The following is a 20,698-nucleotide window of genomic DNA, read 5'->3' on the forward strand; positions in this document are numbered from 1 at the left end:
ACAGCGCTGCGCGGCGACAAGTTTCAAGGGCCAGGCCGCAACTTGTCCTACTTGCCTCTCGCCCCTTGCAACCTGCTGTGTGCCGTCAGGCGTCCACCATCGCCATCGCCTCCTCGACATCCACCGCCACCAGGCGCGAACAGCCCGGTTCATGCATGGTTACGCCCATCAATTGGTCAGCCATTTCCATGGCAATCTTGTTGTGGGTGATATAGATGAATTGCACGGTTTGCGACATTTCCTTGACCAGTTTGGCGTAGCGTCCGACGTTGGCGTCATCCAGCGGGGCATCAACTTCATCGAGCATGCAGAACGGCGCCGGATTGAGTTTGAAGATGGCAAAGACCAGGGCCAAAGCCGTCAGGGCTTTTTCGCCGCCGGAGAGCAAATGGATGGTGCTGTTCTTCTTCCCGGGTGGACGCGCCATGATTGTCACCCCTGTATCGAGTAGATCTTCGCCCGTCAGTTCCAAATAAGCGCTGCCACCACCGAAAACTTTTGGGAAAAGAGCCTGTAAACCGCCATTGATCTGATCAAAGGTATCCTTGAAGCGGTTGCGGGTTTCCTTGTCGATCTTGCGAATGACGTTTTCCAGGGTTTCCAACGCTTCCACCAGATCCGCGTCCTGGGCATCCAGATAGCGCTTGCGCTCGGACTGCTGCTGATACTCGTCGATGGCCGCCAGGTTGATCGCGCCCAGGCGCTGGATACGCGCGGCAATCCGCTCGAGTTCTTCCTCGGCGTCTTTCTCGTTGGCCTCGGCCACCAGGGTCGCCAGCACGCCGTGCAGGTCGTAGCCGTCCTCGAGCAGTTGATCCTGCAGCGTCTTGCGCCGCACGCTCAGCGCCTGCCATTCCATGCGCTGCTGTTCCAGCTGACCACGGATCAATTGCGATTGCTGCTCGGCCTGGGTCCGGCGCTTCTCCGCTTCGCGCAGCTCGCGATCGGCGTCTTCGAGGGCGATCTGCGCAGTGCGCAACTCTTCGTCGACGCTCATGCGTTTTTCCAGCAGCTCTTCCAGGCGCAGGCGCATCTCTTCCAGCGGCGCCTCGCCCTCCTCCAGATTGAGGCTCAGTTGTTCGCGCTTCTCCGTCAGGCGCTCGGACTGCAATTCCAGGCGCTCCAGGGCCTGGCGCGTGGAATCGTGCTGGGCCTTGAGCGAGCCCAGGCGCACCGCCAGTTGATGGGCGTGATCCTTGTGCTGACGGGCTTCCTGGCGCACCCGATCGAGGCGTTCACGCAAGCTGTCGCGCTGGGCCATGAGCAGTTCGCGCTGCTCGGTGTCCAGGGCCATGCTGTCGAGGGCTTCCTGCAATTGCAGGCGCGCCTCGCCGATCTGTTCGTGCTCCAGCTCGCGCTGCTCGGCCAACTCCGCCAACTCTTCATCGAGACGACGGCGGCGCAGGGTCAACTGCTCGGCCTTGGCTTTGCCGGCGGAGAGCTGGGCTTTCAATTCGCCTTGCTGGCGCGCTTCGTCCTGAAGCAGGCGGCGCAAGTGTTCGCGGCCGTTTTCCTGCTGACGCTGCTGGGCGCGCAGGTTCTGCAAGGTGCTTTCAAGAGTCTCGACCGTGGCTTCGCGTTCTTCGCGCTCAAGCCCCAGTCGCTGAATTTCCTGACCTCGGGCCAATACACCGCTTTCGGCTTCACTGGCGCGCCGCACCCGCAGAAAGTGCCGGCCGATCCAGTAGCCGTCGCGGCTGATCAGACTCTCGCCGGCCGTCAGGCGGGTGCGCAGCGCCAACGCCTGCTCGAGGCTGTCGACTGGCTTGACCTGGCCCAGCCAGGGCGACAGGTCGATGGACGCCTCGACCTTGTCCAACAGACTGCCGGCAACGCGCACGCCGTCGCTGGCCGGACTGAGCAGACGCAGATCGCCCTGGGCAAACCCGGACAGGTCATAACCGCCGACATCGTCTACCAGCACCGCCTGCAAATCGGCCCCGAGCACGGTTTCCACCGCCAGTTCCCAGCCGGCCTCGACCTTGAGGCCTTCGGCCAGTCGCGGACGTTCGGCCAACTGTTGCTCGCGCAACCACTCGGCGGTACCGGTGCCCGGATCCAGCGCGGCTTGCTGCAAGGCTTCGAGCGAAGCCAGGCGACCATTCAGGCGCTGCAGATCACCCTGGGCCTGTTGCTGGTTGTGCAAGGCGGTTTGCAGTTCCTGGCGCAATTGTTCAAGGCGCTCGACCTGGGACTCTTCGCTGGCTTGCAGGTCTTCCAGGGTCGCTTCGCTGGCGGCGAGCTGCTCGCTGAGTTCGAGCATCGCCGCGTCTTCCGGATTCGCCGCCAACTGGTCACGCTCTTCAGCCAACCGGCGCTGACGCTCGGCCAGGCGTTCGACGCTGGTTTCCAGTTGCTGGATGCGCGACTGCTGCACTTCCGCCTGGCGCCGAGGCTCCGTAGAGGCCAGGTTGAAACTGTCCCACTGTTCCTGCCAGCCATGCATGGTGGTTTCGGATTCTTCCAGCGCGGCGGCAGCTTCCTCGGCGGCGGCGCTGGTGACTTCCTGCTCAGGGGTGAGCACGTCCAGCTCTTCGCCGAGGGTTAGCAGCAGCGTGCGGTCGTGACCCAGGTGCGACTCGGTTTCCAGGCGCGCGCGCTCGGCTTCCTTGAGATCGTCCTGCAATTGACGCAAGCGCTGCTGACCGTGCTGGATGCTTTGCTCGACCCGGGCGATGTCGCCGCCGACCGAATAGAAGCGTCCCTGCACCAGATTGAAGCGCTCGGAGAGGTCGTGGTGGCCGTCTCGCAACCTTTCGATGCTCGCGTCGGCATTGCGCTGCTCGGCCACCAGGGCTTCGAAACTGATTTCCTGATTGCCAATGATCGCTTCGCGCTGGCCGACCTGCTCGTTCAGGGCCTGCCAACGCAACGCCGAGAGTTGGGCCTTGAGCTGACGCTCTTCGGCCTTGTATTCCTGATACTTCTCGGCAGCCTGGGCCTGGCGGTGCAGGCGTTCGAGCTGGCGCGTCAGTTCTTCGCGCAGGTCGGTCAGTCGCTCAAGGTTTTCGTGGGTGCGACGGATCCGGTTTTCCGTCTCGCGCCGGCGCTCCTTGTACTTGGAGATCCCTGCCGCTTCCTCGATGAAGTTGCGCAGGTCTTCGGGCTTGGACTCGATCAACTTGGAGATCATCCCCTGTTCGATGATCGAGTAACTGCGCGGCCCCAGGCCCGTGCCGAGGAAAATGTCGGTGATGTCACGGCGCCGGCACTTGGTACCGTTGAGGTAATAGGTGGTCTGGCTGTCACGGGTGACTTTGCGGCGAATCGAAATCTCCGCATAGGCTGCGTATTCACCGAGCAAGGTGCCGTCGGAGTTATCGAACACCAGTTCGATACTGGCCTGGCTCACCGGCTTGCGGCTGGTGGAGCCGTTGAAGATGACGTCAGTCATCGACTCGCCACGGAGGTTCTTCGCCGAACTCTCGCCCATCACCCAGCGCACGGCGTCGATGATGTTCGACTTGCCGCAACCGTTGGGACCGACCACTGCCGCCATGTTACTGGGGAAGTTCACCGTGGTCGGGTCGACGAAGGACTTGAACCCCGCCAGCTTGATGCATTTGAGCCGCATGCTCAGGCAGCCGGCAAGGCAGACAGCACCAAGTCGCAACTGCGCTGGGCGTAGGCCGAGAGCACAAGGCGGATCTGTGGCAGGTCACGGGCCAGCACCGCCGCGAGCAGGCGGTCGAACAGTTCGAGGTACTCGCTCATTTCCGCCTTGCGCTGGTCCAAAGCCAGGAAGTAGGCACGGCTCATGGCCGGCTGCAGGTTCTCGACGGTTTCCTGCAGGTACGGATTATCGGCGAACGGGTACGCCGCGCGCATCACGTTGAAGCTGTCGTCGACGAAGGTGCGGATATCCTGGCGCTCGTAGCTGGCGTTCAGGCGCTCCTGGATCTGCAGGAACGGCGCCATGTCGGCCTGGACCTTCCAGCCATTGGCCACCGCATTGCCGAGCAGGATGTACAGCTCGCTCATCAGCGTGCACAGGCTCTGCACCTTGTGCGCCGTAAGCTCGGTGACATGCGCGCCGCGTCGCGGCAGGATTGCGATCAGGTGGCGCCGTTCAAGGATCAGCAAGGCTTCACGGACCGAACCGCGGCTGACGTTGAGCGCCAGCGTGACCTTCTGTTCCTGGATGCGCTCTCCTGGCTTCATTTCGCCGCGAATGATGCGCTCGGCGAGGTGTTGAGCAATTTGCTCGGCGAGGCTATCCGGCGCCTTGAACGTCATGGTTTTCCTTCAAACTCTTCGAACTGTACAAGCGGCGCAGTGTAGCGCACTTGGACACAGATAACGCAGGACCCGGGCCGGGTAAATTGGCACGATTCAAGCAAAAAGCGAGTCATGTCCAAAGGGTCAATAATGAAAGCAACGGCAGTTTATCGACAAATTGCAATTTCCTGACCTTTAAGTCAGAAAATCATTGACCGTAAAGTCAGACCTGATAGATTCAGGCACAACGGTTAACAACAATAAATACGTCTGCGAGGCCTTCCGTGATCCAGTTTTTACTTAACCAGGAACTCCGTAGCGAGCACGCCCTGGACCCGAACCTGACCGTGCTGAATTATCTGCGCGACCATTTGGGCAAGCCCGGCACCAAAGAAGGCTGTGCCAGCGGTGACTGCGGTGCGTGCACGGTGGTGGTCGGCGAGTTGCAGGCCGACGACCAGGGTCGCGAACACATTCGCTATCGCAGCCTCAACTCATGCCTGACCTTTGTCTCGTCGCTTCACGGCAAACAGCTGATCAGCGTCGAAGACCTCAAGCACCAAGGTCAATTGCACAGCGTGCAGCAGGCGATGGTCGAGTGCCACGGCTCGCAGTGTGGTTTCTGCACCCCGGGCTTCGTCATGTCGCTGTTCGCCCTGCAGAAAAACAGCGATCAGCCGGATAGCCACAAAGCCCACGAAGCCCTGGCCGGCAATCTCTGCCGCTGCACCGGCTACCGGCCGATTCTCGAAGCTGCGCAGCAGGCCTGCTGTGGCAAACAGCCCGATCAGTTCGATGCCCGCGAGGCCGAGACCATCGCCCGGCTGAAGGCCATCGCCCCGAGTACCACCGGTGAGCTGAACAGCGGCGACAAGCGCTGCCTGGTGCCGCTGACCGTCGCCGATCTCGCCGACCTTTACGACGCTTACCCGCAAGCCCGTCTGCTGGCCGGCGGTACCGACCTGGCGCTGGAAGTCACGCAATTCCATCGCACGCTGCCAGTGATGATCTATGTCGGCAACGTCGCCGAAATGAAGCGCATCGAACGCTTCGACGACCGCCTGGAAATCGGTGCGGCCACTGCCCTCTCCGACTGTTATGAAGCACTCAAGGCCGAGTACCCGGACTTCGGTGAACTGCTACAACGCTTCGCCTCGCTACAGATCCGCAACCAGGGCACCCTCGGCGGCAACATTGGCAATGCTTCGCCTATTGGTGATTCGCCACCGCTGCTGATCGCCCTCGGCGCGCAAATCGTCCTGTGCAAGGGCGAAACCCGCCGTACGCTGGCACTGGAAGACTACTTCATCGATTACCGGGTCACGGCGCGCCAGGAAAGCGAATTTATCGAGAAGATCATCGTGCCACGGGCCAGCGCGGAAAAACTGTTCCGTGCCTACAAGGTCTCCAAGCGTCTGGACGATGACATTTCCGCCGTGTGCGCAGCGTTCAACATCCGCCTGGAAAACGGCGTGATTGCCGAAGCCCGCGTGGCATTCGGCGGCATGGCGGCGATCCCGAAACGGGCGGCTGCCTGCGAAGCGGTGTTGCTCGGCTCGCCGTTCAACCACGCCACTGTGGAACGCGCCTGTACCGCCCTGGCCGATGATTTCACGCCGCTCTCGGACTTCCGCGCGAGCAAGGAATACCGCCTGCTCAGCGCACAGAACCTGCTGCGCAAATACTTCATCGAACTGCAAACACCGCACATCGAGACTCGGGTGACCGCTTATGTCTAATCATCACGCCATCGAGAAGACCCAAGCCGAATTGGCTGAATTGTTCGCCAAGGACCTGACCACCGGTGTCGGCCGCAGCGTCAAGCACGACAGCGCCGCCAAACACGTGTCCGGCGAAGCCCAGTACATCGACGACCGCCTGGAATTCCCCAATCAGCTGCATGTCTATGCACGCCTGTCGGACCGCGCCCATGCCCGGATCATCAGCATCGACACCGCGCCCTGCTATGCCTTTGAGGGTGTGCGCATCGCCATCACCCACGAAGACGTGCCAGGCCTGAAAGACATCGGCCCGCTGCTGCCCGGCGATCCGCTGCTGGCCATCGACACCGTGCAGTTCGTCGGCCAGCCAGTGATCGCCGTCGCCGCCAAAGACCTGGAAACCGCACGCAAGGCGGCCATGGCCGCAGTCATCGAATACGAAGACCTGGAGCCGGTGCTGGATGTGGTCGACGCGCTGCGCAAGCGTCATTTCGTGCTCGACAGCCACACCCACCAGCGTGGCGATTCGGCTGGCGCACTTGCATCCGCTGAACATCGGATCCAGGGCACGCTGCACATCGGCGGCCAGGAACACTTCTATCTGGAAACCCAGATCTCTTCAGTAATGCCGACCGAAGATGGCGGCATGATCGTCTACTGCTCGACCCAGAACCCCACCGAAGTGCAGAAACTGGTGGCCGAAGTACTCGACGTTTCGATGAACAAGATCGTCGTCGACATGCGCCGCATGGGCGGTGGTTTCGGCGGCAAGGAAACCCAGGCCGCCAGCCCGGCGTGCCTGTGTGCGGTGATCGCGCACCTCACCGGCCAGCCGACCAAGATGCGCCTGCCACGAGTCGAAGACATGCTGATGACCGGCAAGCGTCACCCGTTCTACGTCGAGTACGACGTCGGCTTTGACAGCACCGGGCGCCTGCACGGCATCGCCCTCGACCTGGCCGGCAACTGTGGCTGCTCGCCTGACCTGTCGGCGTCGATCGTCGACCGGGCGATGTTCCACTCGGACAACTCCTACTACCTGGGCGATGCGACTATCAACGGTCACCGCTGCAAAACCAACACCGCCTCCAACACCGCCTACCGGGGTTTCGGTGGCCCGCAGGGGATGGTGGCGATCGAGGAAGTGATGGACGCGATTGCCCGCCACCTGGGACTCGACCCACTGGCGGTGCGCAAGGCCAACTACTACGGCAAGACCGAGCGTAACGTCACTCACTACTACCAGACCGTCGAGCACAACATGCTCGAGGAAATGACCGCCGAACTGGAAGAAAGCAGCCAGTACGCCGAGCGCCGCGAAGCGATCCGTCGCTACAACGCCAACAGCCCAATCCTGAAAAAAGGCCTGGCGCTGACCCCGGTGAAATTCGGTATCTCCTTCACCGCCAGCTTCCTCAATCAGGCCGGCGCTCTGATCCACATCTACACCGACGGCAGCATCCACCTCAACCACGGTGGCACCGAGATGGGCCAGGGCTTGAACACCAAGGTCGCGCAGGTGGTGGCCGAGGTGTTCCAGGTGGAAATGGACCGCGTGCAGATCACCGCGACCAACACCGATAAGGTGCCGAACACCTCACCGACCGCCGCATCCAGCGGTGCTGACCTCAACGGCAAGGCCGCGCAGAACGCCGCCGAAACCATCAAGCAACGCCTGGTGGAATTTGCTGCGCGCCAGTACAAGGTCAGCGAAGAAGACGTCGAGTTCCACAATGGTCACGTGCGCGTTCGCGATCACATCCTGACGTTCGAAGCGCTGATTCAGCAGGCGTATTTCAACCAGGTGTCGCTGTCGAGCACCGGCTTCTACAAGACCCCGAAAATCTACTACGACCGCAGCCAGGCGCGGGGGCGTCCGTTCTACTACTTCGCCTTTGGCGCCGCTTGCTGCGAAGTGCTGATCGACACCCTGACCGGCGAGTACAAGATGCTGCGGACCGACATCCTGCATGACGTCGGCGCCTCGCTGAACCCGGCCATCGACATCGGCCAGGTGGAAGGCGGTTTCATCCAGGGAATGGGCTGGCTGACCATGGAAGAGCTGGTGTGGAACAACAAGGGCAAGCTGATGACCAACGGCCCGGCCAGCTACAAGATCCCGGCAGTGGCCGATATGCCCCTGGATTTGCGCGTGAAGCTGGTGGAAAACCGCAAGAACCCGGAAGACACGGTGTTCCACTCCAAGGCCGTGGGCGAGCCGCCGTTCATGCTCGGCATCGCCGCCTGGTGCGCGATCAAAGACGCCGTGGCCAGCCTGGGTGACTACAAACACCAACCGAAAATCGACGCCCCGGCGACCCCGGAGCGGGTGTTGTGGGGCTGTGAGCAGATGCGTCAGTTGAAGGTGGCGAAGGCTGTCGAGGCTGAAACCGAGTTGGCTCCGCTCTAGGATCGAGGCGCTGCCTTCGCGAGTAGGCTCGCTCCCACAGGGTTATGTGGTGATTTATGAATCAATACACATCCAATGTGGGAGCGAGCCTGCTCGCGAAGAGGCCGGGAAAGACAACAGAGATGTTGAGGTGAAACATGTACAACTGGATCGACGCCCTCGCCGACCTGCAGAACCAGGGTGAGCCCTGTGTGTTGGTGACGATCATCGAAGAACTTGGCTCGACGCCACGCAATGCCGGCTCGAAGATGGTCATCAGCGCCAATCAGGCCTACGACACCATCGGTGGCGGGCACCTGGAATACAAGGCCATGCACATCGCCCGGGAAATGCTCGCCAGCGGCAAACAGGAAACTCACCTGGAACGCTTCAGCCTCGGCGCCAGCCTCGGCCAGTGCTGCGGCGGCGCCACGGTATTGCTGTTCGAGCCCATGGGCCAGGTACAGGCGCAGATCGCCGTTTTCGGCGCCGGCCACGTCGGCCGCGCACTGGTGCCGCTGCTGGCCAGCCTGCCGTGCCGGGTGCGCTGGATCGACTCGCGGGAAGATGAATTCCCCGAACAGGTCCCCCATGGCGTGCGCAAGATCGTCAGCGAAGAGCCGGTGGATGAAATCGACGACCTACCCGCCGGCAGCTATTGCATCGTCATGACCCACAATCATCAGCTCGACCTCGAACTCACCGCCGCGATCCTCAAGCGCAATGACTTCGCCTACTTCGGCCTGATCGGCTCGAAGACCAAGCGCGTGAAGTTCGAACACCGCCTGCGTGATCGCGGCTTTGAAACCAGCGTCGTGCAACGCATGCGCTGCCCGATGGGGATTGGCGAGGTCAAGGGCAAGCTGCCAGTGGAAATCGCCATCTCCATCGCCGGCGAAATCATCGCCACCTACAACGCCAACTTCGGCCAGCAAAGCTCCAGCGCCGAACCGATTGCCAAACTGCTGCCCGCTTCACGCCGCAGCCAAACTGCAAACCTGAAAGCCTCGAATTGAGAATCCCATGCCTCAGACTCGCAAAGCCTACCGCGCCGCCATCCTGCACAGCATCGCCGACCCTGCCGTAGTCGGTATCGACGCCTCCTACGAGTATTTCGAGGACGGCCTGCTGGTCACGGAAAATGGCCGGATCAGTGCCATCGGCCACGCCAGCGAACTGCTCCCCAGCCTGGCGGCGGACGTTGAAGTGGTTCACCACAAAGATGCATTGATCACCCCGGGCTTCATCGACACCCACATCCACCTGCCGCAAACCGGCATGGTCGGCGCCTATGGCGAGCAATTGCTGGACTGGCTCAACACCTACACCTTCCCCTGCGAAAGCCAGTTCGCCGACAAGGCCCACGCCGAGGAAGTCGCCGGGATCTTTATCAAGGAACTGCTGCGCAACGGCACCACCACCGCGCTGGTGTTCGGCAGCGTGCACCCGCAGTCGGTGGATTCGTTCTTCGAGGAGGCGCAAAAGCTCGACCTGCGGATGATCGCCGGCAAGGTGATGATGGACCGCAACGCGCCGGACTACCTGACCGACACCGCCGAATCCAGCTACCTCGAGAGCAAGGCGCTGATCGAGCGCTGGCACGGCAAGGGCCGCCTGCATTACGCCGTGACCCCGCGCTTCGCGCCGACCAGCACGCCGGAACAACTGACCCTCGCCGGCCAGTTGCTGGGCGAATACCCCGACCTGTACATGCAGACCCATATCAGCGAGAACCTGCAGGAAATCCAGTGGGTCAAGGAACTGTTCCCGGAGCGCAAGGGCTACCTCGACGTCTACGATCACTACCAACTGCTGGGTGAGCGCTCGGTGTTTGCCCACGGTGTGCACCTGTGCGACGACGAATGCGCGCGCCTGGCGCAGACCGGCTCAGCCGTGGCCTTCTGCCCGACCTCGAACTTCTTCCTCGGTAGCGGCCTGTTCAACCTGCCGATGGCCGAGAAGCACAACCTCAACGTCGGCCTGGGCACCGACGTTGGCGCCGGCACCAGCTTCTCACTGCTGCATACGCTGAACGAAGCCTACAAGGTCATGCAATTGCAAGGCGCGCGCCTGAGCCCGTTCAAATCGCTGTACCTGGCCACCCTCGGCGGCGCCCGCGCCCTGCGTCTCGAGGACAAGATCGGCACCCTGCAACCGGGCACCGACGCCGACTTCCTGGTACTCGACTACAACTCGACACCGCTGCTCAGCTACCGCTTGAAACAGGCCAACAACATTGCCGAGACGTTGTTCGTGCTGATGACTTTGGGCGATGACCGCACGGTGCTGCAGACCTATGCGGCGGGTAATCTGGTGCATCAGCGCTAGGTTTCCACAGGCATAAAAAATCCCCCAGCGCTTTGCAGCCTGGGGGATTTTTCTTGTCCGCGATGGGCGCGACACAATTTCGGATCAGAGTTTGGCCGGCGAACGCCCTGGCTTCTTGGTCTGCAACAGATGCGAGAACACCGCATGCAGATCATCCGAGGCACTTTCCTCGTCGAGGTTGAGCTTGCTGTCGATGTGATCCATGTGATGCATCATCAGGTTCACCGCCAGGGTGGCGTCGCGGGCCTCGATGGCGTCGATCAACTGGGTGTGCTCATCGTAGGAACAGTGCGAGCGGTTGCCGCTTTCGTACTGGGCGATGATCAGCGAAGTCTGCGACACCAGGCTGCGCTGGAAGCTGATCAGCGGGGCATTTTTTGCCGCTTCGGCCAGTTTCAGGTGGAATTCGCCGGACAGGCGAATACCGGCGCCACGATCGCCGCGGGAAAAGCTGTCGCGTTCGTCGTTGACCATCTGCCGCAACTGGCTGAGTTCCTCGGCGGTGGCATGCTCGACCGCCAACTCGGTGATCGCCCGCTCCACCAAACGACGCGCCATGAACACCTGACGTGCTTCATCCACGCTCGGGCTGGCAACCACCGCACCGCGATTGGGCCGCAGCAGGACCACGCTTTCATGGGCCAAACGCGACAGGGCGCGACGGATAATGGTGCGGCTGACCCCGAAAATCTCGCCCAGCGCCTCTTCACTCAATTTTGTACCGGGCGCCAGGCGCTGTTCGAGAATGGCCTCGAAAATGTGCGCGTAGACAATATCGTCCTGGGTTCCGCTGCGGCCGGCCTTGCCAGCTCGCGGTTGTTTCTTGAGGGGCTGCAACTGTTCGTTCATGGGCGCTCGGGGTCGGGAAAATTGCGGCGAATTACCGTGACTGTAATACGGCACAGCAGGTCGCTGGCAAGTATCGCGTAAAAAACACGGCACATTGTACACAACTGCTGGTGGCAAGACGACTGTACGGCCAACTACGCCCCCGGCTGTATTGCAACGATCAGTTACGTTTGAGTTTAGGCTTGTCCCCAGAGTCTGCGGACATCTTCATCTGTATAAGGAACCACAGCCGTCATGAACGACGCCAGCCACACTCAACTCCGCCCGTTGGCCGACACCTCGCCGTCCGCTATCGTCGCCGGCTTTATCGCGATGATGACCGGCTACACCAGTTCGCTGGTGCTGATGTTCCAGGCCGGGCAAGCCGCCGGCCTGACCAGCGGACAAATTTCCTCGTGGATCTGGGCGATCTCGATCGGCATGGCGGTGTGCTCCATCGGTTTATCCCTGCGCTACCGCACCCCGATCACCATTGCCTGGTCGACACCCGGCGCCGCCCTGCTGATTACCAGTCTGTCGGGTGTCAGCTATGGCGAGGCGATTGGTGCCTACATTACCTGCGCGGTGCTGGTGACCCTGTGCGGCATGACCGGCAGCTTTGAACGCCTGGTGAAAAAAATCCCCGCCTCACTGGCCGCCGCCCTGCTGGCCGGGATTCTGTTCAAGATCGGCAGCGAAATCTTCGTCGCCGCCCAGCACCGCACCGCACTGGTGCTGGGAATGTTCTTCACCTACCTGGTGGTCAAGCGCCTGTCGCCGCGCTACGCCGTGCTCGCTGCACTGCTGATCGGCACCGCGCTGTCCGGGTTAATGGGGCTGCTGGATTTCAGCGGTTTCCACCTGGAAGTGGCAACCCCGGTGTGGACCACTCCACACTTCTCCCTGGCAGCAACCATCAGCATCGGTATCCCGCTGTTCGTGGTGGCCATGACCTCGCAGAACATGCCTGGCATCGCCGTGCTGCGCGCCGACGGCTACAACGTACCCGCCTCGCCGCTGATCACCGCGACCGGCATCGCCTCGCTGCTGCTGGCGCCGTTCGGTTCCCACGGGATCAATCTGGCGGCCATCAGCGCGGCCATCTGCACCGGGCCACATGCCCACGAAGACCGCAACAAGCGCTACACGGCTGCCGTCTGGTGCGGGATTTTCTACGGCATCGCCGGGGTCTTCGGCGCCACGCTGGCCGCCCTGTTCGCCGCCCTGCCCAAGGAACTGGTGCTGTCGATCGCCGCGTTGGCGCTGTTCGGCTCGATCATCAATGGCCTGAGCATCGCCATGAGCGAGGTCAAGGAACGGGAAGCGGCGTTGATCACCTTCATGGTCACGGCGTCGGGGCTGACGCTGTTCTCCATCGGCTCGGCCTTCTGGGGGATTGTCGCGGGGGTGGTGACGCTGATGGTGTTGAACTGGCGCAAAGCCTAGGCGAAAAAAAACGGCGACCCTGAGGTCGCCGCTTTTTTTAACATCAAGCTACCGGATTGATCGGCTTTTCCGGGTACCAGACGTCCAGCAGCGGGCTGACTTCAACGCCGGTCAGCTCGGTGCGGCCTTTGAGCCAGGCTTCGACTGCAGCGCGCTGCGCTTCGGTGACCGAGCCACGCTTCTGCAAGCAAACCAGACCGTAGTCGTCGCCGCCAACATAACCCAGACCGTTGGCTTCCATGGCTTCTTTGAGGAATGCATCAAGGAAAGCGTCAATGGCTTCATCAGCCAAATCTTCCTTGAAATCCAGGTTCAGTTCGAAACCCAGCTCTTGAAATTCATCAACGCACAGTTTTTTGCGCAGACGCTGGGAACGGTTAGTCGCCATTGGAACAATCCTCATAAGTAATATCGGGCGGCACTTTAGCATTTTCGGCCACCGATTGCCCGACTCTCTGGCAACGCAGGTCTACCGCCGGTAAAAAAAATCCCGCAATAGCTCACCGGTATGCGGCACAAAGCGCTATACCTTGGGCATAATGCCGACAATTTCGTGACCACCGAGGGAATTCATTTTCATGCCCTCATCTCTTTTCCCCTCGACTGCAGGGTCTTATTTCCAATGATCAAATCTTTGCGTCCATTGTTGCTGGCCAGCCTGCTTGTTCCTCTGGCTTTCCCCGTTTCTGCCGCTCCCGTCAACACCGCCCTGACCCCTAATGTCGAAAAGGCCCTCAAGGCCAGCAAGTTGCCAGACAGCGCCTTGTCGCTGGTGATGATTCCCCTGAACGGCCCGGGCACCCCGACTGTGTTCAATGCCGACGTGTCGGTGAACCCGGCGTCGACGATGAAACTGGTGACCACTTACGCCGCCCTGGAAATGCTCGGCCCCAATCATCAGTGGAAAACCGAGTTCTACACCGACGGCACCCTCAGCGGCGGCATCCTGCGCGGCAACCTGTACCTCAAGGGCGGCGGCGATCCCAAGCTGAACATGGAAAAACTCTGGCTGCTGATGCGCGACCTGCGGGCCAATGGCGTGCAACAAGTGACCGGCGACCTGGTGCTCGACCGCAGCTTCTTCAACCAGCCACAGTTGCCGCAGTTCAATGACGATGGCAACGACGACAACAAGCCATTCCTGGTCAAACCCGATGCCGCGATGGTCAACCTCAAGGCCCTGCGCTTCGTCGCCCGCAACGATTCCGGACGCGTGCTGGTCTCGGTCGAGCCGCCGATCGCCAGTATCCGCATCGAGAACACGGTCAAGGCCATCAACTCCAAACAATGCACCGGTGGCGTGCGCTACAACCCGGTGACCCAGGCCGACGGCAGCGTGACCGTGACCGTGGCCGGCCAATTGGGCGATGGCTGCAGCTCGCAGACCTACCTGTCGCTGCTCGACCACGCCACCTACACCGCCGGCGCCGTAAGGGCGATCTGGCAGGAACTGGGCGGCAGCATCCAGGGCCGTGATCTGCAGGGCGCCGTACCGAAAGACGCCAAGCTCCTGGCCCGGGCCTTCTCCCCTGACCTGGCGGAAATCATCCGCGACATCAACAAGTACAGTAACAACACCATGGCTCAGCAGTTGTTCCTGAGCCTGGGCGCGAAGTACCGCACCAGCGCCGACAGCGACGACGCCATGGCGGCTCAGCGCGTGGTGCGCCAGTGGCTGGCGAAGAAAGGCATCACTGCGCCCCACCTGGTAATGGAAAACGGCTCCGGCCTGTCCCGCGCCGAGCGCGTCAGCGCCCGGGAAATGGCCAACATGCTGCAAGCGGCCTGGCACAGCCCGTACTCGGCCGAGTTCGTCAGCTCGATGCCGATTGCCGGCATGGACGGCACCATGCGCAAGCGCCTGAAGACCACCGCGATGCGCGGCGAGGCCCATGTCAAGACCGGCACCCTGAATACCGTTCGCGCGATCGCCGGGTTCAGCCGCGACAACAACGGCAACACTTGGGCCGTGGTCGCGATCCTCAACGACAAAGCACCGTTTGGCGCTTCGTCGGTGCTCGATCAAGTGCTGCTGGACCTGTACCGCCAGCCGAAACTGGCCGCCACCGCCTCCAACCTTTGAGCACCGCCTCAGCAGAAGATCGTCACCGGCGATCTTCTGCTCGTCCCCTACGGCAGTTCTTCTTCGACCCGATCGCGCCCCGCCTGCTTCGCCGCGTACACCCCTGAATCGGCACGCAGCAGCATGTCGTCGGCGCCCTCCGGGGCACGCCAACTGGCAATCCCGAAGCTCGCGGTGACCGTGCCCACCCCATCGAAAGGCAGCGTGCGCAAACTCAACCAGAGTTCCAGCGCCAGACTGTATGCCTGGTGTCCGTCCGTGTCCGGGCACAACACCATGAACTCCTCGCCGCCCAGGCGACAGAACACATCGGTGCGACGCAAGCGATGGCCGATGCGCTCACAGACCACTTGCAGCACCCGATCACCAGCAGCATGGCCATGGCAATCATTGATGGCCTTAAAGTGATCGATATCCAGCATGATCACCGCCAGGTCGCCGCTGCCTCGCGACACCCGAGCCATCTCCAGGGTCAGGCGCTCCTGGAAATAGCGCCGATTGTGAACGCCGGTCAGCGCGTCGGTCACCGACAAGGCGCGCAGCTCATCCTCGACCCGCTTCATATCGGAGATGTCCGAGATATAGCCGTGCCACAGTACGCCACCGCCCGGCAGCTCCTCCGGGGTGGCCTCGCCACGCACCCAGCGCAAACCCCGGCTCGGCAGCAGCACCCGGTATTCTTCACGCCAAGGCGTGAGTTTTTGCGAAGACTGATAAATGGAACCGCGCACTCGACTGACATCCAGCGGATGGATGCGCTCGAAAATCGTCTCGGCGTGCTTGAGCAACACCTCCGGCTCCAGCTCATAAATATCGCGGATACCCTCACTGGCATAGATCACGCTGAAGTGACCGTCCGCTGCCATCATGAATTGGTAGATACCGCCCGGCACATGGGCACTGAGCTTTTTCAACAATAAGTCGCGGGCCGCGAGTGTTTCGTGCACCCGTTTGCGCTCGGTGATGTCGATGCAGATCGCCAGGTGACCGACCCACAACCCTTGGTCATCGAGCACCGCGGTGGCAAGCATGTTCACCGCCAGGTGACTGCCATCGGCACGCACCAGCGTCCATTCGCGCGGCACATGCCCGGGTTCCTTGGCGTCCGCCACCAGCATCGCCTGGCACGCCGGGACCGACTTGCCGTAACGCTGGCCAAGCTCGGCAGCCCGCACCTCCAGCTCTTTCGGCAGGTGCAGGCTTTCTAGCGTGACGCGCCCCAGCACCTCGCTGCTGTGATAGCCCAGCATCTGTTCGGCACCGGCGTTGAATGTGGTGATCACGCCCCGCAGGTCGGTGGCGATGATGGCGACCTGGGTCGCCGCATCGAGCAAGCCGCGCAGCTGTGCGTGAGCCCTACGCAATTCCTGCTCGCGCAGGTGCAACTCGCGGGTACGCCGCTCCACCAGGGCCAGCGCACGCTGGCGTTGGCTGACCAGGCTGTACAGCAAGGCACTGAGCAACAGGCTCAAGAGCCCACCCATCACTACGAGGCTGACGAAAGGTGGCTGATTGGCCCGCTCGAATGCGGCGCTGGCCTGGATGTCCAGATCGTAGACCTGATCACCGAAACGCAGCATTGAGGCGTAATGCAGGGGATTGCGGGCCGCTGCGTTGGTGGATTCGTAGAACGCTTCGCGCTGGCCGTTCGCCGCGCGGCCAATGATATCCACCACCAGGTCGTCCTGCTCCGAAGAGGGAAAACCATCGGCCACCAGTTGGCGCATGTTGATCAACGCCATCACGTACCCGGCCGGTATGCCGACCTCTCTATCGGGCAGTCCCTTACGCATCACCGGCTCAACCAGCAGCACGCCCCGGCTGAAGGGCGGCTCGACACCATTGATCTGCATCGGCTGCGAGACCACCATCGCCCCCTGCTCACGCGCCCTTTGCAGGACCGCTCGACGGGCAGGCTGAGCGAGTAGATCGGTGCCCAGGGGCGCAGCCGGTACCGCCAACGTCTGCTTGTACAGCAACGGCGCATATTCTGCGCGCTGGTCCGCCACCTGCGCACGCCCCATCGCATCCAGATCAATAATGGAAAAGTCCTTGATGCCTTCCTCGCGTACTTCCTGTTCAAACGCTGCACGCTGGTCATGACTGATCAACGGCGCCCAGCCATAGGCCTGGGACCGCTGCAATAAAGGCTGGGTGTAACCGTCGAATTCCTCGCGGGAAACCCTTTGGGTATTGACGAAAAAACGGCGCAGGCTGGCGAGACGCTGCTCCTGATCCTGGAAACGCTCGGCGATTCGGCTTTTGCGCTCACTGGCCAGTAATTGGAAACGCTGCACCACCTGCTGGTGTTGCGCGCTGAGGGTGGCCCACGCCAGCAGGCCCGTCAGCAGACCGCCGACCATAAGGGCCAGCAGGGCTATGAGCCAGGCCGACGCATCTTCATTGATGAGGCCGAGAATTTTGGGGCGTGCGACATGCAACGGCATAAGCAAAACTCAAACGCCAGTGAGCTTTGGCGTCACCTTGACCATGTCTGAAGTTATAGCTATTAGCCACTAGATTAGCCAGCACAAAAAACCATGGAACCCTGACAGATCAAGGCTCCATGGCTCCATTCAGACGTTAACGCGCCATGATTTTCCAGGCGCGGTGGATCTTGCCGTTACGGGCAAAGTCCGGGTCGATGGTGTGTGCGGTGATTTCCTCGACGGCGTAGCGTGCCGAGAGGTTCTCTTCGAGCTGGAACTTGCGGAAGTTGTTGGAGAAATACAACACGCCGCCCGGCGCCAGGCGCGCCATGGCCAGGTCGAGCAACTGCACATGGTCCCGCTGCACGTCGAAAATGCCTTCCATACGCTTGGAGTTGGAGAAGGTCGGCGGATCGATGAAGATCAGTTCGAACTCGTCACGATTGGCCTCCAGCCAGGCCATGACATCGCCCTGCTCCAGGCGGTTCTTGTCGGAGAAGCCATTGAGCGAGAGATTGCGGCGCGCCCAATCGAGGTAGGTCTTCGACAGGTCGACGCTGGTGGTACTGCGTGCGCCGCCCTTGGCAGCGTGCACGCTGGCGGTCGCGGTGTAGCAGAACAGATTGAGGAAGCGCTTGCCGGCGGCCTCTTTCTGGATACGCATGCGCATTGGCCGGTGATCGAGGAACAGGCCGGTGTCGAGGTAGTCGGTCAGGTTGACCAGCAACTTGACGCCACCTTCGTTGACCTCGACGAACTTGCCCTGGGCTGCCTGACGCTCGTACTGCTTGGTGCCGCTCTGGCGCTCGCGACGTTTGACCACCACGCGGCTCTTGTCGACGTTCAATGCCTGGGGAATGGCCGCCAGGGCATCGAACATCCGCGCCGAGGCCTTTTCCGGGTCGATGGATTTTGGCGCAGCGTATTCCTGCACATGCACCCAATCGTGATACAGGTCGATGGCCATCGAGTACTCGGGCATGTCGGCATCGTAGACGCGGTAGCAGTCGATGCCTTCACGCTTGACCCACTTGGCCATGGCCTTGAGGTTCTTCTGCAGGCGGTTGGCAAACATTTGCCCGCCTTCGCTCAGGCGTGGCTGCTCAATCACTGGCGCCGGCGCGGGCACGGGCTTGATCGGGTTGCCATTCTTGTTGTACTTGCGTTCCTCTGGCTCGACCGGCAACTGCTCATAGGCCGCCTGTTCGCGCTCGGCCTGGCGTTGCTCGGGGGTGCGGCGCTCGCCAGTGACGAACTGGTCCGGCAGAACCTTGATCAGCAGCAGCTTGCACGGCAGCGCGCCGTTCCAGAACGAATACTGTTTGTGGCTGCGAATGCCCATGCGCTTGCCCAGGTCCGGGGCGCCGGTGAACACTGCCGCCTCCCAGTTCAGGCAGGCCTGGCGCAGGCGCTCGCCGAGATTCTGGTAGAGGTAGAGCAGGCTCGCCTCGTCGCCCAGGCGCTCGCCGTACGGCGGGTTGCAGATCACCAGGCCTTTCTGGTTTTGGTCCGGGCGCGGCTCGAAGGTGGCGACTTCGCCCTGATAGATCTTGATCCACTCGCTTAGGCCCGCACGCTCGACGTTGTTGCGGCCCGGTTGAATCAGGCGCGGGTCGGCTTCGTAACCGCGAATCCACAGCGGCGGCTTGGCCAGGCCAGCCGCGGCACGTTCGGTCGCCTCTTCATGGAGTTTTTTCCACAGCGCCGGCACGTGGCCGAGCCAGGCGGTGAAGCCCCACTGCTCGCGACGCAGGTTCGGTGCCATATCGGCGGCGATCATCGCAGCTTCGACGAGGAAGGTCCCCACACCACACATCGGGTCAGCCAGTGCGCCACCTTCGGCGGCAATACGTGGCCAGCCAGAACGGATCAGGATGGCTGCCGCAAGGTTTTCCTTCAGCGGCGCGGCACCTTGCTGCAGACGATAACCGCGCTGGTGCAGGCTGTGACCGGAGAGGTCGAGGGACAGGATCGCTTCGCCACGGTCCAGGCGCAGGTGAATGCGCAGGTCCGGGTTGAGCTTGTCGATCGAAGGGCGTTCGCCGGTTGGCGTGCGCAATTTGTCGACAATGGCGTCCTTGACCTTCAGGGCGCCAAAGTGGGTGTTGTCGATGCCCGAACCATGACCGCTGAACTCCACCGCCAGGGTGCCGTCCGCCAGCATGTGATCTTGCCAGTCGACGTCGAGCACGCCGTGGTACAGGTCTTCGGCGTCCTTCATCGGGAAGCGCTTGAGGACAAACAGTACCCGGTTCGCCAGGCGCGACCACAGGCACAGGCGATAGGCGGTTTCCATGGTGGCCATGCCACGCACGGCCGAGGTGTGCTCGCGCGCTTCCTCAAGGCCAAGCCCGACGGCTTCCTCGATAAGCAGGCCTTCAAGACCTTTGGGGCAAGTGAGGAAGAGTTCGTAACGATCCGACATGGGGTTCCAGTGCCTTAGGCAATAAGTGAACGGGCAACGCATTGACCGCTCGGTTTTCAATCAAGCGCTTTTCTAAAAGAACGCTCGCGTGGCACGAAAGTGTGCCGTCCCACCCCGGCCACTCATCCAGCCAACCGGCTGGAGTGAGCTTAGATGCCCGGGCAGATAAAAAATTATGCGCAACAAAATGTCATAACTCGACCCTTCGTCGAATAGTACCTGAGTGCAACAGGTGGACATTCTCACTAAGGGATGAACCTCATCATTCTGCAAGAGGCTGATCATACCGGGGTTTGGCCGATACCCCGGCAAAACGCGGCAAATTACTTATGGCCATAACATCTTTATCGTTACGTCCTTATGACAAAACGATCATTCCATCCATGTGACGCATTGGTTAGAACTCAACTCAGGTTGACGCCGCAACGACGTCAACACCTTGGCTCGCCACGCCGGCAGCGAGCCGCCATTGGCAGAGTTTTCTGCCTGACCTCGATAGGGGTCGACGCGATACATACAGTCAACAAGTGAGGGCAACACCCTATGAGAAGACTTAAGCGTGATCCGTTGGAAAGAGCATTTTTGCGCGGATATCAATATGGCGTTGGTGGCAAATCCCGTGAGCTTTGCCCATTTACTCTACCGTCGGTACGCCAAGCCTGGATTAACGGCTGGCGAGAAGGACGCGGCGACAACTGGGACGGTATGACCGGCACTGCGGGAATCCATAGACTCAACGAACTTCACGCCGTCGGCTAATCAGGGCACACATCCGACACGACAATTTGAGCAGTTAACGTCTTAACCACGCACGTCCTCTCCGGACGGCGG

Annotated in this window: 13 protein-coding genes; 7 read left to right on the forward strand and 6 right to left on the reverse strand. The window is 61.4% G+C overall.

Annotation, left to right across the window (positions count from 1 at the left end; genetic code table 11):
- Nucleotides 1-85 precede the first annotated feature (85 nt).
- Together smc and KW062_RS20380 are read right to left on the reverse strand one after the other, a co-directional pair.
- Entirely contained in the window at nucleotides 86-3,574 is a 3,489-nt protein-coding gene (smc, locus tag KW062_RS20375; protein WP_105754511.1) for a chromosome segregation protein SMC, read from the reverse strand.
- 2 nt (nucleotides 3,575-3,576) lie between these two features.
- The gene (locus KW062_RS20380; RefSeq protein WP_027618020.1) at nucleotides 3,577-4,236 is read right to left on the reverse strand and encodes a GntR family transcriptional regulator; all 660 of its coding nucleotides are present in this window, start codon (nucleotides 4,234-4,236) and stop codon (nucleotides 3,577-3,579) included.
- A 266-nt stretch (nucleotides 4,237-4,502) separates the two neighbouring features.
- Here KW062_RS20380 and xdhA point away from each other — a divergent pair, with 266 nt between their 5' ends.
- The 4 genes from xdhA (at nucleotide 4,503) to guaD (ending at nucleotide 10,656) form a co-directional block, all read left to right on the forward strand.
- Nucleotides 4,503-5,957 (forward strand): xanthine dehydrogenase small subunit, encoded by a 1,455-nt coding sequence (gene xdhA, locus KW062_RS20385; RefSeq protein ID WP_027618021.1) that lies wholly within the window; start codon nucleotides 4,503-4,505, stop codon nucleotides 5,955-5,957.
- Complete coding sequence (gene xdhB / locus KW062_RS20390; protein WP_105754510.1) at nucleotides 5,950-8,349, forward strand: xanthine dehydrogenase molybdopterin binding subunit; 2,400 nt, start codon at nucleotides 5,950-5,952, stop codon at nucleotides 8,347-8,349. Before xdhA ends, xdhB begins: the two co-directional genes overlap by 8 nt.
- 137 nt (nucleotides 8,350-8,486) lie before the next feature.
- Nucleotides 8,487-9,344 (forward strand): xanthine dehydrogenase accessory protein XdhC, encoded by an 858-nt coding sequence (gene xdhC / locus KW062_RS20395; protein WP_105754509.1) that lies wholly within the window; start codon nucleotides 8,487-8,489, stop codon nucleotides 9,342-9,344.
- 7 nt (nucleotides 9,345-9,351) lie between these two features.
- Nucleotides 9,352-10,656 carry a guanine deaminase gene (gene guaD, locus KW062_RS20400; RefSeq protein WP_027618024.1) on the forward strand — a complete coding sequence of 435 codons (1,305 nt, stop codon included), beginning with the start codon at nucleotides 9,352-9,354 and terminating at the stop codon, nucleotides 10,654-10,656.
- An 84-nt stretch (nucleotides 10,657-10,740) separates the two neighbouring features.
- Here guaD and KW062_RS20405 read toward each other — a convergent pair whose 3' ends face one another.
- Nucleotides 10,741-11,505, reverse strand: a complete 765-nt coding sequence (locus tag KW062_RS20405) for a GntR family transcriptional regulator (RefSeq protein ID WP_027618025.1) — start codon at nucleotides 11,503-11,505, stop codon at nucleotides 10,741-10,743.
- A 234-nt stretch (nucleotides 11,506-11,739) separates the two neighbouring features.
- On the opposite strand from KW062_RS20405, the gene KW062_RS20410 reads away from it, so the two are divergent.
- A complete protein-coding gene (locus tag KW062_RS20410; protein WP_027618026.1) occupies nucleotides 11,740-12,930 on the forward strand; it encodes a benzoate/H(+) symporter BenE family transporter in 1,191 nt (396 codons plus the stop codon).
- Nucleotides 12,931-12,973: 43 nt separating this feature from the next.
- Here KW062_RS20410 and KW062_RS20415 read toward each other — a convergent pair whose 3' ends face one another.
- Nucleotides 12,974-13,318: a YggL family protein gene (locus tag KW062_RS20415; RefSeq protein WP_027618027.1), complete on the reverse strand. Its 345-nt coding sequence runs from the start codon at nucleotides 13,316-13,318 to the stop codon at nucleotides 12,974-12,976.
- A 234-nt stretch (nucleotides 13,319-13,552) separates the two neighbouring features.
- Here KW062_RS20415 and dacB point away from each other — a divergent pair, with 234 nt between their 5' ends.
- Nucleotides 13,553-15,013, forward strand: a complete 1,461-nt coding sequence (gene dacB, locus KW062_RS20420; protein ID WP_027618028.1) for a D-alanyl-D-alanine carboxypeptidase/D-alanyl-D-alanine endopeptidase — start codon at nucleotides 13,553-13,555, stop codon at nucleotides 15,011-15,013.
- A 47-nt stretch (nucleotides 15,014-15,060) separates the two neighbouring features.
- Here the strand turns inward: dacB and KW062_RS20425 are convergent, their stop codons facing one another.
- Nucleotides 15,061-17,460: a sensor domain-containing diguanylate cyclase gene (locus tag KW062_RS20425; protein WP_105754508.1), complete on the reverse strand. Its 2,400-nt coding sequence runs from the start codon at nucleotides 17,458-17,460 to the stop codon at nucleotides 15,061-15,063.
- A 136-nt stretch (nucleotides 17,461-17,596) separates the two neighbouring features.
- Nucleotides 17,597-19,867 carry a bifunctional 23S rRNA (guanine(2069)-N(7))-methyltransferase RlmK/23S rRNA (guanine(2445)-N(2))-methyltransferase RlmL gene (gene rlmKL / locus KW062_RS20430; protein WP_027618030.1) on the reverse strand — a complete coding sequence of 757 codons (2,271 nt, stop codon included), beginning with the start codon at nucleotides 19,865-19,867 and terminating at the stop codon, nucleotides 17,597-17,599.
- A gap of 543 nt (nucleotides 19,868-20,410) precedes the next feature.
- Between rlmKL and rmf the strand changes: the two genes are divergently transcribed.
- The gene (gene rmf, locus KW062_RS20435) at nucleotides 20,411-20,626 is read left to right on the forward strand and encodes a ribosome modulation factor (RefSeq protein WP_003223300.1); all 216 of its coding nucleotides are present in this window, start codon (nucleotides 20,411-20,413) and stop codon (nucleotides 20,624-20,626) included.
- Nucleotides 20,627-20,698 lie beyond the last annotated feature (72 nt).

This window comes from Pseudomonas fluorescens, from assembly GCF_019212185.1.
Taxonomy (GTDB): domain Bacteria; phylum Pseudomonadota; class Gammaproteobacteria; order Pseudomonadales; family Pseudomonadaceae; genus Aquipseudomonas.